This window comes from Erythrobacter sp. THAF29 (genome assembly GCF_009363635.1).
In the GTDB taxonomy this organism is placed as follows: domain Bacteria; phylum Pseudomonadota; class Alphaproteobacteria; order Sphingomonadales; family Sphingomonadaceae; genus Erythrobacter.
Genome location: NZ_CP045392.1, coordinates 1,925,703 through 1,941,559 on the forward strand (window position 1 = coordinate 1,925,703; position 15,857 = coordinate 1,941,559).

The window sequence follows — 15,857 nt, forward strand, 5'->3', positions numbered from 1 at the left end:
TGGCGCGGTGAGGTGAGGCTGGGCTTGGATGGACCGCAAGAGGCGTTGCATTCATCGTGTAGTTATGGAACATAATAGGAACAAAAAGACTCGCACGAGTCCTTCATTGAGTGTTCCAGATGTCCCAGACCGCTTCCTTTCCTGGCGCGAAAGCGCTTGCCGATTTCCCCGTGCCGAACCGTCCCAAGGCTTCGGGCATCGCGCGGCTGTCGGTGCAGGACATTGCGGCTCTGTCGCGAGCGCGCGAGGGACGCTGGAGGCCCGGCCTCACAGATCAACCGCTGCACAGCGAAATCTTCGCGAGCACCGGTGATGCAAGCGGGGCGGGGCTGGCGCTGGCATTAGCCCGCGATGCACTCCGGGTAGTGGGAGACGGTGAGGATCCACTCGCGGAAACCGAGGATCGCCGACAGGTGCTCTGGGTGCAGGACAAGCGCGCGGTGCAGCGCGGCGGCAGGCCCTATCGCCATGGCCTGCCGCGCGACCTTCGCGACCGGCTTATCCATGTCGAGGCGGCGACGCCCGAAGATGCGCTGTTCGCGCTCGAGGAAGGGTTGAAGTGCCGCGATCTTGCCTGTGTCATCGGCGAGGTCAGCGGCAACCCGCGCGCGCTCGATTTCACCGCTTCGCGCCGGTTGAGCCTCGCGGCGGAAAAGCACGGCGTGGCGCTGTGGCTGGTCCGGCTCGATGCAGCGCCCGAACTCTCGTCCGCCCGGATGCGCTGGAGGACGGAGCCTGCGCCCTCGCTCCCCGCACGCTGGAACGCTGCTGCCCCCGGCGCTCCCGCATGGAAGGCAGAACTGTTTCGTGCGCGCAGCCACGCGCCCGGAGAATGGATTTTGAGTGATGAACGAGGACGACTGGACGCCAGACGCGTCAGTGAGCCGGTCGCGGCCAACACGCAGGATATTGGCGATCTGGTTCGCCCGACTGTCGGTCGATCGCTGGCGGCTCGCGCAAGGATATGAAGCAGGTGAGGGAGGCGATGCGCTTCCCACTGCGCTGATCACCGAAACCGCACACGGTCCACGGATCGATGCAGTGAACGATGCCGGGCGCGCGGCAGGCGCGCAGCCGGGCATGATGCTCGCCGATGCGCGCACGCTCTGCCCCGATATCCAGGTCGCCCCGGCGGACCCTGCGGGCGACCTCGACGCACTTGAGAAACTGGCGCTGTGGTCGCAGCGCTGGGGGCCGTGGAGCGCGCTTGATCCGCCCGATGGCGTGCTGGTCGACATCACCGCTGCCGCGCATCTGTTCGGGGGAGAGAAGCGTCTGCTGGCGGATGTCGAGACTTCGTTTGCGAAGCGCAGGCTGGCGGTGCGCGCGGCCATCGCGCCGACGGCGGGGGGCGCGTGGGCGCTTGCGCATTTCGGGCCACGCCGCGCGATCCTTGGACCGGGCGAAGATGGCGCGCGGCGTCTCGCCGACCTGCCGGTGGCGGCGCTCAGGCTCGATCAGGACGTTCTGACCGTGCTGAGCAGGCTCGGCCTCAAGCGGCTTGGAGACCTCGCGGGGATTGCGGCCGGGGCTGTGGATCGTTCCGAAGCCGCCGCACGCGATGCGATCCAGCGCCGCTTCCGCAATCGCAAATCACCAGCCGCCAACCCGCTGATCCGGCTCGACCAATTGCTTGGGCGCGTTCCCGAGCCGCTGCTGCCGGTCGTCCCGCAGGAGGTGCCGATGGTGCAGCGCCGGTTGATGGAGCCGATCCGCCATCGCGCGCTGCTCGACAAGGTGATTATAGACCTTGCGGACGACATGATGCGCGCGCTCGAGGCACGCGGGGAAGGGGCGCGGCGGCTCGAACTCGGCTTGTGGCGGGTCGATGGCGAGGTGCTGGTGCGGCGGCTCGAACTCGCCAGCGCGACGCGCGAGGCGCAGCATATCACCCGCCTGTTTGCCGACCGGCTCGACGATGTCGATGCGGGTTTCGGGATCGAGACCGTGCGGCTGCGCGCGAGCTGGGCCGAACCGCTCGCATTATCGCAGGGCGATGTCGAGGAATCCGCCGAGCGGCACGGGACTTCGCTCAATGCCTGTATCGATCGCCTCACCGTCAGGCTTGGGCCAAAGGCTGTGTCCCGCCCGGTTCCGCATCCCAGCCACCTGCCCGAGCGTGCGCAGCGTTGGCAGCCTGCGCTCGCGCCCGAACTGGCCTCGCAGGCGGTGCTCGAATTCCACGCAAGGCCGCTCAAAATGCTCGACAGGCCAGAGGCGATTGCGGTGCTCTACGCCTCGCCAGATGGCCTGCCGCAGCGTTTCCGCTGGCGCGGCGACGTGTGCGACGTCGCGCGGGTCGAGGGACCGGAGCGGATCGCGCCCGAGTGGTGGCGTGAGAAATCGACCGTGCGGCTGCGGGATTACTACCGGATCGAAGACAGCAAGGGGCGGAGGTTCTGGATCTACCGTCACGGCATCTCAGGCGACGGGCGCGGCGGCGTGCCGGGTTGGTATTTGCAGGGTCTCTATGCCTGAAAGTTCACGTCGAAATCCCAAAAAAGCCGCTACTTAGCCAGCGATCAGCCTTTTTTTACGTTTCCTTGCTAGCCCGTTCACCATGAACATGCACAGCATCCCTCGCGCCGCAGAACGGCGCTCGCTTCACATCATGGTGAAAAGCCGTGTAAAGTCGCGCGTGGTATTCTGCGACCTGATCGACATTTCCGAAGGCGGCTGCAAACTGCGCGGCTCTTCGGGCTTTGCCAATGTGGGCGACCGCGTCACGATGAAGGTCGACGGTGTCAACGCACCTCTCGGCGTGATCGCATGGATTGAAGGCAAGCTCGCCGGCGTCGCATTCGAAGGGCAGATGCATGGCGCAGTGATCGATCACCTGATCCGCGAACACGAAATGAAGCTCATGGAAGAACGCAAGGAAGACAACCACCGCCGTCTGTAACTCCATTTGCTCAACGACATGAAAAGGGGGCCGACGCCATTCTAGGCATCGGCCCCTTTCTCGTTTCGGCGCCAATCAGCCCGGAGCGTAAGGCAGCGAGCTGTGATGGAGAACGATCTTCAGATCGCCATTGTCGTCCTTCTCATAAGCGAAAGAATATTCGACCTTGGTCTCGTTTCCGTCAGTTCCGGTGAAAAAGTAATTGCCCATAGCAACTGCCAGATCGCCGTCATCGTCGATCACCGTCCCATTGTTTTCCCAACGAACGGCTGTGTAAGGTGCGATGGCAAATCCGCCATCTTCCGTGCCTTCGGTACCGACGAAATAGCTAAGCGCTTCATCGAAGGTTTCGCGGAACTGATCTTCTGCAGCCAGTGTCGGCTTGAAGAGGACGGTCGCGTCGTCGCCGTAAGCATAGTGCGTGCGAATATGTTCTTCCGCGCGCGAACGATAATCGCCGCCATTCGTGAATGTCTGTCCGATCGCTACGATTCCCTCGCCCCATTCTTTCTGGGCAGCTGCCACTTCCTCTGCAGTGATTGGATCGTCGCCCGTTTCGCCTTGCGAAGCCGTTGCAGTTTCGTTGCAGGCAGCAAGTGCGAAGATGCTCGCGCCAAGTGCGGGGACCAAGAACAACTTATTCATTTCAAACTCCCTTTGGGGAGCCTTTGGCCCCCCGATCGATTCAGCGGCGCCATAGGGCGCGCGCTACGTCCGACATCACGAGCTGGATTGCTCGCCAGAGGGGCCCGGTACGCGGTGTTACTACGTCTCATCGGGTAAGGGGTTCCCGCTCAGTTGCATCCTTTTCACTAGCGAAATTCGCAGGAGAACATATAAAGAACATTAGGATTCGCCATGAGCCAGCAAACGATCAGGGAAAGACTCGAAATCCTCGCCGATGCGGCGAAATACGATGCATCCTGCGCGTCTTCCGGGACGGCGAAAAAGAACTCGATTGGAGGCAAGGGTATCGGCTCTACCGAGGGGATGGGCATCTGCCATGCCTATGCGCCCGATGGCCGCTGCATCTCGCTTTTGAAAATCCTTCTGACCAATCACTGCATCTTCGATTGCCACTACTGCATCAACCGCAAGAGTTCGAATGTGCGCCGGGCGCGCTTCACGCCGCAGGAGGTCGCCGACCTCACGCTCAATTTCTACAAGCGCAACTATATCGAGGGACTGTTCCTTTCCTCGGGCATCATCAAGAGCTCGAACCACACGATGGAGCAGCTGGTCGAGTGCGCCCGAATCCTGCGTGAGGAATACGATTTCCGTGGCTACATCCATCTGAAGACGATCCCCGAGGCCGATCCCGAACTGATCCACCAGGCAGGTCTCTATGCCGACCGGGTTTCGATCAATGTCGAGCTTCCCACACAGGCGGGGCTGACGCGGCTTGCGCCCGACAAGGACGAGCGCCAGATCGAAGGCGCGCTCGCCAAGACCAAGTCGCGCATCATCGAGGCGAAGGATGAGCGCAAGCGTTTCAAGCACGCGCCGCGCTTCGCGCCTGCGGGCCAGTCGACCCAGATGATCGTCGGTGCAGATGATGCGAATGATGCCGATATCGTGACCCGGGCGAGCAAACTTTACGGCAATTTCGGCCTGCGCCGCGTCTATTACAGCGCGTTCTCGCCGATCCCCGATGCCTCTGCCGTACTGCCGCTGAAGCGTCCGCCGCTGATGCGCGAGCACCGGCTCTACCAGTCGGACTGGCTGATGCGGTTCTATGGCTTTGCCCCGGGTGAGGTGGCGCAGGCGACCGGCAAGGATGGCAACCTGCCGCTCGACATCGATCCCAAGCTCGCTTGGGCATTGAAGTTTCGCGAGAGCTTCCCGGTCGATGTGAACCGCGCATCGAAAGAGCAATTGCTGCGCGTGCCGGGGCTGGGAACGACGGCCGTGGGGAAGATTCTCGCCGCTCGGAGACATCGGACGCTGCGATTGGACGATGTCGCGCGGCTTACCCAGTCGATCGCGAAGGTGCGTCCATTCCTTGTCACCGCCGACTGGCGGCCCACGACGCTCACCGACCGTGCGGATTTGCGCGCTCTGCTCGCGCCCAGGCAAGAGCAACTGGAGCTGTTCTGATGACAGCGATGCAGAATGTCAGCCTCGGTGCGCATTATGTTGTCCATCTCCCGGCTCCGGACGATTTCGCGTTCTGGCGCGAGCGGGCGAGGGGGCTGATCCAGTGCGACGTTCCGCCCGACCGGGTGAGCTGGATCGAGCCGGGCGGAACCGGCGATCTATTTGCCCAGGAAGGACCGTCTCGAGGCGAAAAACGCCTGTCTGTGCCCGGGAAGGACGCGCGGCCCGTGCGCGCCTCCAAACGCTTCATGAAGCTCGCTCGCAATGCCGCGCTCCATTCCGATCCCGAGCGTTTCGGCCTGCTTTACCGGATGCTCTGGCGCTTGCAGTCGAATCCCCGCGCGATGGAGGACAAGGCCGACCCGGACGTGCGCCGGATCGAGGAACTCGACAAGTCGGTCCGCCGCGACAGTCACAAGATGCACGCCTTCGTGCGCTTCCGTGAGGTGGCGAACGAAGATGGAGCCGAGCACTACGTCGCGTGGTTCGAACCCGATCATCACATCGTGCGCGCCAATGCGGGCTTCTTCATGCGCCGTTTCGCCAATATGAACTGGTCGATCCTGACGCCGCGCGGCTGCATCCACTGGGACGGGGAGACGATGCGCGAAAGCGGTCCGGCGCAGCGCAGCGATGCGCCTGCAGGCGACCCGGTCGAGGACCTGTGGAAGTCCTATTACGCATCCATTTTCAACCCCGCGCGCCTCAAGGTCGGTGCCATGCTTTCCGAGATGCCCAAGAAATACTGGAAGAACATGCCAGAGGCCGAGCTCATTCCCGATCTCATTGCCGGCGCGCAGGCACGGGAGGCGAACATGGTCGATGCGGGCGCGCTGGAATTCGAGGACAAGCCAGAAACGCTGGATGCCATCGGCGAGGCGATTGCGCGTTGCCGCAAATGCCCGATCGGCGAACTTCACAACACCGCGGTGATGGGCGAGGGACCGCGCCGCGCGGCGCTGATGATCGTCGGTGAGCAGCCGGGCGATCAGGAGGACCAGAGTGGGCGTCCGTTTGTGGGACCTGCGGGGCAGCTGCTCGACCAGTATCTCGAACGCACCGGGATCGACCGCAGCAAAGCTTACGTCACCAACGCGGTGAAGCATTTCAAATATGTCCAGCGCGGCAAGCGGCGCATCCACCAGAGCCCGCAGGCGAAGGAGATCGACACCTGCCGCTGGTGGCTGGAGGCAGAGCGCGACATCGTGAAACCGCGCGTGATCCTCGCGCTCGGCGCGAGCGCGGCGCGCGGCCTGCTGGGCAAGACGGTGAGCATCTCCAGAGCGCGCGGCGAACCGATCCCGCTCGAAGGTGGGGCGGAATTGTGGGTGACGGCGCACCCCTCCTACCTGCTGCGCCTCGAAGGCGATGCGCGAGAAAAGCAGGCGGCGCTGTTCGAGGCTGACCTGTCCGCGGTGCGCGAGCGGCTGATGGAGCTCGAAGGGTGAGATGCCCGAGAATGATCTCCAGATACCCAAGCGGACCATCGAACTCGATGCCGACCTGATCGAAGCGCCCGAACGCGCACCCTTCGTCGAACTCGGATTGGTCAGCTGTTTCAGTTTCCTGCGCGGTGCTTCCGATGCGGTCGACCTTGCAATGACCGCACGCATGCTCGGTTATGACGCGATCGGGATCGCCGATGCGAACAGCATGGCAGGGATAGTGCGCATTCATACCGAGGCGACGACGCTCAAGCTGCGTCCTGTTATCGGCACCCGGATCGAAACGGTCGAAGGGCTTCGATTTCTCGCCTATCCGAAAGATCGCGCTGCCTATGGTCGCCTGTGCAGGCTCATCAGTGCCGGGCGGATGCAGACGCTCAGCGGCGAATGGCAGGAAAAGGGCGTTTGCGAGATCGATCTTTCGATGCTGGCAGAGCACGCAGAAGGATCCCAACTGATCCTGCTTCCGCCGGAAGACCTCGAAGCGCGCTTCACCATTCCGGCATGGGCGAGCAATGTCGTAGCGCTCGACGGGAGCGATATGGGGGACGAGGTGAGCGGGGCGCTGCCCGAGCTCCTGCCGCATCTCGTGCGCGGCTTGCCGGGCATGCGGCATATCGCAGCAAGCTATCTCTATCGCGGGGACGATATCGCGCGGATCGATCGTCTCGATGCGCTCGCGCGCGCCAACGGCCTCACGCTGCTCGCCACCAACGATGTCCATTACCATACGCCCGAGCGACGGCCCTTGCAGGATGTGATGACGGCAATCGCCAACAAGACCACAATTGCCGAGGCCGGACACCTGCTCCACGCCAATGCCGAGCGGCACCTCAAGTCGCCGCAAGAAATGGTCCGCCTGTTCGAGCGCTGGCCGCATGCGATCGCCGCCGCGCGCAAGGTTGCCGACTGTTGCGACTTTTCGCTCGATGAGCTGCGTTACGAATATCCGGAGGAGATTTACCCCGACGGCAGGTCTCCGCAGGAATATCTCGAATGCGAGACATGGAAGGGCGCGGAGTGGCGCTATCCTTCGGGTGTGCCAGATTACGTTCGCCAGACCCTGGAGAAGGAACTGGCGCTGATCGGCAAGATGGAGCTTGCGCGCTATTTCCTGACGATCAAGGATATCGTCGATTACGCGCGCAACGAGGTCGATCCGCCGATCCTGTGCCAGGGGCGAGGGAGCGCAGCGAATTCGGCCGTGTGCTATTGCCTTGGCATCACCTCGGTCGATCCGGCAAAGCACGCGTTGTTGTTCGACCGCTTCATATCGGAAGACCGCAAGGAGCCGCCCGATATCGACGTCGATTTCGAGCATGAGCGGCGCGAGGAAGTGATCCAGTACATCTACCGCAAATATGGCCGCGCGCGCGCCGGGCTCACCGCGACCGTCATCCATTATCGCCCGCGCATGGCGATCCGCGAAGTCGGCAAGGCGATGGGGCTTTCGGAGGACGTCACCGCAAGCCTCGCCAAAACTGTGTGGGGCGGGTGGGGCCGCGAGATCAGCGAAAAGCACGCTGCCGAGACGGGCATGGATATCTCCGATCCGCACTTGAAACGCGTGCTCAAGCTGACCGAGCAGATGATCGGCATGCCGCGCCATCTCTCGCAGCATGTTGGCGGTTTCATCCTGACCGAGGGCGCGCTCACAGAGACCGTCCCGATCGGCAATGGCGCGATGCCCGAACGCAGCTTTATCGAATGGGACAAGGACGACATCGAGGCTTTGGGCATCCTCAAGGTCGATGTGCTTGCACTGGGTATGCTCACCTGCATCAGGAAGTGTCTCGACCTGCTCGATGCGCATCACGACCGCGCGCTGACACTGGCGAGTGTGCCACGCGAGGATCCGGAGACCTATGCGATGCTGCGCAAGGGGGATTCGCTCGGCGTCTTCCAGGTCGAAAGCCGCGCGCAGATGAACATGCTCCCGCGCCTTCGCCCGCGCGAATTCTACGACCTTGTGATCCAGGTCGCGATCGTGCGTCCGGGACCGATCCAGGGCGACATGGTCCACCCTTATCTCAAGCGCCGCCGGGGCGCGGAGCAGGTAATCATCCCCAGGCCTTCGCCCGAACACGGGCCGCCGGATGAGCTTTCGAGCATTCTGGAGCGCACGCTCGGTGTCCCGATTTTCCAGGAACAGGCGATGAAGATCGCGCTCGACGCGGCGAAGTTCGACTCCAAGGAGGCGAACAGGCTGCGCAAGGCGATGGCGACTTTCCGTTCGCGCGGGATGGTCGACGAGCTGCAAGACATGATGGTCGAGCGAATGGTAGAGCGAGGCTACGAACGAGATTTCGCACAGCGGTGCTTCAACCAGATCAGGGGCTTCGGCGAATACGGTTTCCCCGAAAGCCACGCAGCCAGCTTCGCTCACCTCGTCTATGTCTCGAGCTGGCTCAAATGCCATTTCCCCGCAGCCTTCGCGTGCGGATTGCTCAATTCGCAGCCCATGGGCTTCTACGCTCCGGCGCAGATCGTGCGCGACGCGCGCGAACACGGGGTCGAGGTGCTACCCGCAGATGTAAACCGGAGCATGTGGGACTGCACGCTCGAGGAGATGGGTGAGGCGCATGGGGGCGAATCAGGCCGTTTCGATCGTCACATCGCACTGCGGCTTGGCCTGAGGCAGGTCGATGGTTTCCCCGAACATATCGCCGCGCAGCTCATCGCCGAACGCGAGGGAAATGGCCTGTATCGTGACGTTGCCGAACTGCGGGAGCGGGCAGGGGTGTCGCCTGCGCATATCGAGCGGCTTGCAAGCGCGGACTGCTTTACCTCGATGGAACTCACCCGCAGGCAGGCCCTGTGGGACGCGCGCAGCCTGATTGCAGGCCCGGACCTGCCGCTGTTTCGCGCTGCGGCGGAGCGCGACGAGGGGGCGGAGCGTGTGCAAATGCGCCTGCCCACCATGCCGCTATCCGAGGAGGTGGTGGCCGATTATCAGACCACGCGCCTCAGCCTGAAGGCGCACCCGATGGCCTTCCTGCGCCCCTCGCTGGCCGAACGCGGCTTCATGCGCGCCTGCGATCTGCGCGCGAAGAAATTCCGTTCGATGGTCAATGTCGCAGGCGTCGTGTTGATCCGCCAGCGACCGGGCAGCGCCAAGGGGGTGTGCTTTATCACGCTCGAGGACGAGACGGGGGTGATCAACCTCGTCGTGTGGCCTGATCTGAAGGAAAAGCAGCGCCGCGTAGTGATGGGCTCGCGCCTGATGGAAGTGAGGGGGCGCGTCGAATATGACGACGAGGTGATCCACGTGATCGCGCACCACATGACCGATGCAACCGAGAGGCTCTACGCGCTGTCGGACGACATGCTCAACGCGCCCGTCGCGCGCGCCGACCATGTGAATTCGCCTCTGCCCTCGCAGGTGGGTGGGAAGAAGGCAATGAACCCGCGCGATGACCTTCAGGCTGATGAAGCAGAAGCCATCAGGCCACGCGACCTTATCGACCAGCTGCCCGAAGCAAACGGAGCGCCGCAGCGAGGCGTGCGCGGTGCGCCCAATACCCGCGTCCACCCACGTAATGTTCGGATACTTCCGAAGTCGCGCGATTTTCATTAGGACTGCCTGTAATGGCTCGCAAAACAGTCCCTTGGCGGATCAGTCGCCGTATCGGCCGATTCAAGGGAGACCGGCGTCTGCTGGCAATGCTCGCGCTTTTCGCAGTGCTCATCGGCGCATGGAGTTGGCTCGAACGTCACCCCCAACACAACCCTTGGGCGCCGCTCGATTTGCGTCATCCGGTCGGTTGGGCGACCGCAAGCAAGCTGGTTGCCCTCAAAGATGATGCAGATCAGTGCCGCGCGGTTCTCGAGCGAAGCGAAGTCAGCTTTCGTGTGCTCGAAACTACAGGAAGCGGCGAATGCGCGCGGTCAGACAGAACTCAGCTGACAGGCTACCCACTCGCGCCCGATACTCCTGCCGTTACCTGCCCCGTTGCAGCGGCCATGGAGATGTGGCGTACCCGCTCGGTCGAGCCTGCTGCCAAAGAGATATTCGGATCCGAACTCGCCCGGATCGAGCATCTTGGTGCCTATTCCTGCCGTCGGCTCTATGGCCGGGACGATGGACCCTGGAGCGAGCACGCGACCGCCAACGCGATTGACATCTCCGCATTCGTTCTCGCGGATGGGACACGCATCAGCGCGCTCGGTGACTGGGACGGAAGCGACAAAGAGCAGCGGTTCCTGCGCGAAGTGCGAGACGGTGCATGCGGCGTCTTCGCGACGGTCCTCTCACCCGATTACAATGCGGCCCATGCGGATCATTTTCACTTCGACCAGCAAAGTCGCTGGGCCGGAGTATGCCGGTGAGCAAACATTAGGCGGCTTCGAGCGCGTAGCCTGCCGAACGCACCGTACGGATCGGGTCCTTCGCACCTTCGACCGTGATCGCTTTCCGCAGTCGCCGGATATGCACATCGACCGTGCGCAGCTCGATATCGGAGCCTGTGCCCCAGACGCCGTCCAGCAGCTGTCCCCGGCTGAAAACCCTTCCCGGACTTTCCATGAAAAATTTAAGCAGTCGGTATTCGGTCGGGCCAAGCTGCAAGGACTTGCCACGGCGTTGCACCTTGTGCGCAACCGGATCGAGCTTGATATCACCGACTTCGATCGTCTCACCGGCCAGGGCAGGGCGGATACGGCGCATCACGGCGGCAACGCGTGCGAGAAGTTCGCGGGGGCTGAACGGCTTGGTCAGGTAATCGTCTGCACCGGTCTCCAGCCCGCGAACACGGTCGTCTTCTGCCTCGCGAGCGGTGAGCATGATGATCGGCACATGTGCAGTTGCCTTCCCCCGGCGCAAGCGACGGCAGACTTCGATCCCGCTCGTGCCTTCGATCATCCAGTCGAGGATTACCAGATCCGGCACATCCTCGCTCGCCATTACCAACGCTTCGTCACCGTCGGCGGTGGTGCGAACCTCGTAGCCTTCGTTCTGGAACCGATATTGAAGCAGTTCAGACAGCGCCGGATCGTCTTCGACCAGGAGCAGTTTCGCGGAGGACATCGGTTTCTTCTCCATAACCCCTGCCTCCACCGAGTCGGGAGGCGCGGTCAAGGATATGTTTCATCGCCGCTACCGTTTTGTGACAGCCAGCCTTGCCGCCGGCTTGATCGGGTGAGAAGAACCTATTCCCGATCTTCTTCCGGCGGATAGGTGCCGGTCGCCGCATAGTGGACCATTTCCGCGACATTTGTTGCGTGGTCGCCGATCCGCTCAAGGTTGCGGGCGACGAACAGCAATTGTGCCGCACTCGAGATGGTCGCAGGATTTTCGACCATATGGCTGACAAGATTGCGGAAGATGCTGTCGTAAAAAGCATCGACCTTTGCGTCGGTCGCGATCACTTCGCGCGCAAGGTCCGGATCACGTGCGGCATAGGCGGTGAGTACGTCGTGCACCATCTCGCCAGCCACCTCTGCCATGGCGGGCAGCAGTGTGAGCGGCTCGAAGCGGTCGCGCATATCGATTGAGCCCACGCGTTTGGCAATATTCTTCGAATAGTCGCCGATCCGCTCGACCACACCTGCGATCTTGAGCGCGGCGATGACTTCGCGCAGGTCGTCAGCCATGGGCGCGCGCAGGGCGATGATGCGCACGGCGAGCTTGTCGACCTCGGTTTCAAGAGCATCGAGCTTCTTGTCGCGTTCGACCACGCCCGCGGCAAGCTTCTCGTCCCGACGAGCCAGCGAGTCCATGGCTTCCTGGATTGCGACCTCTGCAAGTCCGCCCATTTCCGCGATCAGGCCGCGAAGCCGGGTGATGTCTTCATCGAATGCTTTTACTGTATGGTCTGACATTAGCCGTACCGTCCCGTGATGTAGTCTTTTGTTCTTTCCTCGATCGGGTTCGTGAAGATATCAGAAGTCGGCCCGTATTCGACCATTTTCCCGAGATGGAAGAATGCGGTGCGCTGCGATACGCGCGCGGCCTGTTGCATGGAATGGGTCACGATCACGATCGCGTATCGGCCGGAAAGCTCGTCGATCAGTTCCTCGATCTTCGCTGTTGCGATCGGGTCGAGCGCCGATGCTGGCTCGTCCATCAGGATGACCTCAGGATCGACTGCGATAGCGCGTGCAATGCACAGCCTCTGCTGCTGACCGCCCGAAAGCGCCGTTCCGGAATCGTCGAGACGGTCCTTCACCTCTTCCCATAGCCCTGCGCGGGTCAGCGACTTTTCGACGATCGCGTCGAGATCGGCCTTTTTCTCCGCAAGACCGTGAATCTTCGGGCCATAGGCAATGTTGTCATAGATCGACTTGGGGAAGGGATTGGGTTTCTGGAACACCATGCCAACCCGGGCGCGCAGCTGGACAACATCCATCGCATCGGAATGTATGTCTTCGCCATCGAGTTCTATTTGCCCGGTCACGCGAGCGATCGGGATGGTGTCGTTCATCCGGTTGAAGCACCGCAGGAAGGTGGATTTCCCGCAGCCGGAGGGGCCAATGAAAGCGGTCACGTATTTGGGCGAGATGTCGATCGAGACGTTATCGATCGCCATTTTATCGCCGTAATAGACCGAGACATCCTTCGCGCGCATTTTCGCGTCGGTGTCTTGCATTTTTTCGTGAATGACAGTCACCAGGTCTTCTCGAACTTGTTGCGGAGGTAGATAGCGAGGCCGTTCATCAGCAATAGGAACAGCAATAGCACGATGATCGCGGCGCTGGTCCTTTCGACGAAGCCGCGGTCGATCTCATCGGACCAAAGAAAAATCTGCATCGGCAACACGGTCGATGGCGACGTGAAGCCTTCGGGCGGCGTGGCAACGAATGCGCGCATCCCGATCAAGAGCAGCGGTGCTGTTTCGCCAAGCGCGCGGGCCATGCCGATGATGGTGCCCGTAAGCATGCCTGGCATGGCAAGCGGCAGGACGTGATGAAACACCACCTGCACCGGCGAAGCGCCAATGGCTAGCGCACCGTCGCGGATCGACGGAGGAACCGCCTTGATGGCATTGCGCCCCGAAATCACGATGACCGGCATGGTCATGAGCGCGAGCGTCATGCCGCCGATCAGCGGTGCAGAACGGTAATTCGGGAATATCCAGAGGAATACCGAAAGACCGAGCAAGCCGAAAATTATCGAGGGAACTGCGGCCAAGTTATTGATCGAAACCTCGATAAGATCGGTCCAACGGTTTTTGGGAGCGTATTCCTCTAGGTAGAGAGCTGCCATTACACCGATCGGGAACGCGAGCAGGAAGGTCACGATCATTGTCAGGATCGACCCCTTGAGCGCGCCCCAGATGCCGGCTGCCTGAGGGCTTGTCGCGTCCGAGCGCGCAAGGAAGCCCCAATCCCAGTTTTTCGAGAGCTTGCCCTCCGACTTGAGCCGTTGAGCGAGGGCCTGCATTTCGGGGGAACCTTCGCCGGAAAGCCCCGATGCAAGGTCGGATGAGGCGGGCAGGTAGAGAGTTTCAGTGCGCCGGATCATCGAAGGATCCGAACTGAGCGCGGCCGCTACATCGCGCCAGGCCTCGTCGCTCAATTCGGCGGCAGCTTCTTCGCCAAGCGCGCGTTCCGCATAGAAGTCGACGATGTTGCTAAGACCCTGCATCTCGAGCGACTGAAGGGCACCTGGAGAAGAAAGTGTGGCTTCGTCGGCGCTGATCCCGCTCTCGGCGAAATCAATCGGCACGGCGAGTTCGGCGCGTTGGAAACCGCCGATCCCGTTCGTGAACATATTGACCAGCAAGAAGATAAGGACGGCGACCGAGAAAACGATCGCACCTTGGCCTAGCAGCTTGAAATTGCGCTCCGACCGGTAGCGTTGTGCGAGGCGCTTTTCGAATTCCGGAGTGCGCGTCGGACCGACCGTCTCGGCGGCGGATGAGGTGATGGGTTCGTCCATCGCGGAGGAGGAAGTGGTGTCACTCATATGCTTCACGGAACCGTTTCACTACGCGCAACGCAATGATGTTGAGCATCAGCGTCACGAGGAAGAGCGTAAATCCGAGCGCGAAGGCGCTGAGATAGGTCGGGTGATCGGTGCTCTGCTCGCCAGTGAGCAGCTTCACGATCTGGACTGTGACTGTTGTCATACGATCAAGCGGGTTGGCACTAAGGTTCGCTGCGGTCGAAGCGGCCATGACTACGATCATCGTTTCGCCGATGGCGCGGCTGACTGCCAGCATAATGCCGGCAACGATGCCGGGCAGAGCCGCAGGAAAGAGCACACGCTTGATGGTTTCCGATTTGGTTGCTCCCATGGCGTAGCTGCCATCACGCATGGCGCTCGGAACCGCAGCGATGGAGTCATCAGCCATCGAGGAGACAAAGGGGATAATCATGACCCCCATGACGACACCGGCGGCAAGGGCGCTCTCGGTCGACGCTCCCGAAATTCCGACAGCGACTGCAGCATCGCGGATCGCCGGTGCCACGGTAAGAGCTGCAAAATAGCCATAGACCACGGTCGGTACGCCAGCGAGGATCTCGAGCGCCGGCTTCACCCATTTGCGCACGGTCGGATTGGCATACTGGGTGAGATAGATTGCGCTCATCAGACCGAGCGGGATTGCAACGATCATCGCAATGATCGCGCCTATGAAGAGCGTTCCCCAAAATAGAGGGATCGCGCCATAGCGCGAGCCATCCGGGTTTTCCGCGCTGCTCATCGGATCGGGGCCCCAGAAAGTGCCGAAGAAGAAGTCTACTGGCGAGACGAGGCTGAAGAACTTGAAAGTCTCGAATACGAGGCTTGCGAAGATCCCGAAGGTGGTCAGGATCGCGACGAGTGACGCAAGCAGCAACACGACCATGACCGTGCGCTCGACTTTGGTACGAGCCTTGAAATCGGGCTTCACCCGGAGGAATGCGAATGCGCCACCGGCAAAGGCGATGATGACCGTAACGGCTATGCCGATAAAGTTGTAGCGTGCAATCGCATTGCGAAACGGTTCGACGAGCGCCTCCGCGCCCGCGTTGAACACACCTTCGGCATTGCCGCTAGCAACGGCGCGAGCTTCGTTCAGCCACGCCTCTCTTTCAAAACCGAATGCTGGCAGATTCTCGGCGGCGGGGGAAGCGAGCACACTCTGCAAGACCAACCCAGGCGCCACAAAAGACCACACCAGAACGAACAGCAAAACCGGCACGACAACCCACACGGCGACATACCACGCATGGTAGATCGGACGCGCGACCGGGCGCGATTCGGGATCGGCGCTCTGGAAGCTCCACGCTTTGGCCCGGCCCGCAAGCCAGCCTGCCAGCCCCAGACCGATGGCAATCAGAAGGAGGGTTATGAGCGACATGGACGTGAGCGGTTTCCTGTTGAAGCGGCGCTATTGGGGTGCCGCCTGTCGATCTTGGTGTAGGCGATGTGCAGGCAAATGCTGCGAATCAATCGTGCGTCGCATTGCCTGAAAATTGCCCCGCGCACG

General features: G+C 61.8%; 13 protein-coding genes. 7 read left to right on the forward strand and 6 right to left on the reverse strand.

What is annotated here, in order from left to right; all coding sequences use genetic code 11:
* Positions 1–119: 119 nt before the first annotated feature.
* From FIU90_RS09270 to FIU90_RS09280, 3 genes are all read left to right on the forward strand, one after another.
* Complete coding sequence (locus tag FIU90_RS09270; protein WP_234029476.1) at positions 120–968, forward strand: ImuA family protein; 849 nt, start codon at positions 120–122, stop codon at positions 966–968.
* Complete coding sequence (locus tag FIU90_RS09275; RefSeq protein ID WP_234029477.1) at positions 910–2,478, forward strand: DUF6504 family protein; 1,569 nt, start codon at positions 910–912, stop codon at positions 2,476–2,478. Before FIU90_RS09270 ends, FIU90_RS09275 begins: the two co-directional genes overlap by 59 nt.
* Before the next feature lie 82 nt (positions 2,479–2,560).
* Positions 2,561–2,902: a PilZ domain-containing protein gene (locus tag FIU90_RS09280; RefSeq protein ID WP_234029478.1), complete on the forward strand. Its 342-nt coding sequence runs from the start codon at positions 2,561–2,563 to the stop codon at positions 2,900–2,902.
* A gap of 75 nt (positions 2,903–2,977) precedes the next feature.
* On the opposite strand, the gene FIU90_RS09285 is transcribed toward FIU90_RS09280, so the two are convergent.
* Complete coding sequence (locus tag FIU90_RS09285) at positions 2,978–3,547, reverse strand: phosphoribosyl-AMP cyclohydrolase (RefSeq protein ID WP_152434486.1); 570 nt, start codon at positions 3,545–3,547, stop codon at positions 2,978–2,980.
* 213 nt (positions 3,548–3,760) lie between these two features.
* Between FIU90_RS09285 and FIU90_RS09290 the strand changes: the two genes are divergently transcribed.
* The 4 genes from FIU90_RS09290 to FIU90_RS09305 are packed head-to-tail and all read left to right on the forward strand — an operon-like array spanning position 3,761 to position 10,773.
* Positions 3,761–4,999, forward strand: a complete 1,239-nt coding sequence (locus FIU90_RS09290) for a putative DNA modification/repair radical SAM protein (protein ID WP_152434487.1) — start codon at positions 3,761–3,763, stop codon at positions 4,997–4,999.
* Positions 4,999–6,447, forward strand: a complete 1,449-nt coding sequence (locus FIU90_RS09295) for a UdgX family uracil-DNA binding protein (protein ID WP_152434488.1) — start codon at positions 4,999–5,001, stop codon at positions 6,445–6,447. The genes FIU90_RS09290 and FIU90_RS09295 overlap by 1 nt, the downstream gene beginning before the upstream one ends.
* A gap of 1 nt (position 6,448) precedes the next feature.
* Complete coding sequence (locus FIU90_RS09300) at positions 6,449–10,021, forward strand: error-prone DNA polymerase (protein ID WP_152434489.1); 3,573 nt, start codon at positions 6,449–6,451, stop codon at positions 10,019–10,021.
* Between the two features lie 11 nt (positions 10,022–10,032).
* The gene (locus FIU90_RS09305) at positions 10,033–10,773 is read left to right on the forward strand and encodes an extensin family protein (RefSeq protein WP_152434490.1); all 741 of its coding nucleotides are present in this window, start codon (positions 10,033–10,035) and stop codon (positions 10,771–10,773) included.
* 7 nt (positions 10,774–10,780) lie between these two features.
* On the opposite strand, the gene phoB is transcribed toward FIU90_RS09305, so the two are convergent.
* The 5 genes from phoB to pstC form a co-directional block, all read right to left on the reverse strand.
* Positions 10,781–11,470: a phosphate regulon transcriptional regulator PhoB gene (phoB, locus tag FIU90_RS09310; RefSeq protein ID WP_152434491.1), complete on the reverse strand. Its 690-nt coding sequence runs from the start codon at positions 11,468–11,470 to the stop codon at positions 10,781–10,783.
* A gap of 122 nt (positions 11,471–11,592) precedes the next feature.
* A complete protein-coding gene (gene phoU / locus FIU90_RS09315) occupies positions 11,593–12,264 on the reverse strand; it encodes a phosphate signaling complex protein PhoU (RefSeq protein ID WP_152434492.1) in 672 nt (223 codons plus the stop codon).
* Positions 12,264–13,031 (reverse strand): phosphate ABC transporter ATP-binding protein PstB, encoded by a 768-nt coding sequence (gene pstB / locus FIU90_RS09320; RefSeq protein WP_234029693.1) that lies wholly within the window; start codon positions 13,029–13,031, stop codon positions 12,264–12,266. The genes phoU and pstB overlap by 1 nt, the downstream gene beginning before the upstream one ends.
* Positions 13,032–13,048: 17 nt before the next feature.
* On the reverse strand, positions 13,049–14,350 hold the full coding sequence (pstA, locus tag FIU90_RS09325) for a phosphate ABC transporter permease PstA (RefSeq protein ID WP_370515055.1): 1,302 nt from the start codon (positions 14,348–14,350) through the stop codon (positions 13,049–13,051).
* Positions 14,343–15,728: a phosphate ABC transporter permease subunit PstC gene (gene pstC / locus FIU90_RS09330; protein WP_152434494.1), complete on the reverse strand. Its 1,386-nt coding sequence runs from the start codon at positions 15,726–15,728 to the stop codon at positions 14,343–14,345. The genes pstA and pstC overlap by 8 nt, the downstream gene beginning before the upstream one ends.
* Between the last annotated feature and the right edge of the window lie 129 nt (positions 15,729–15,857).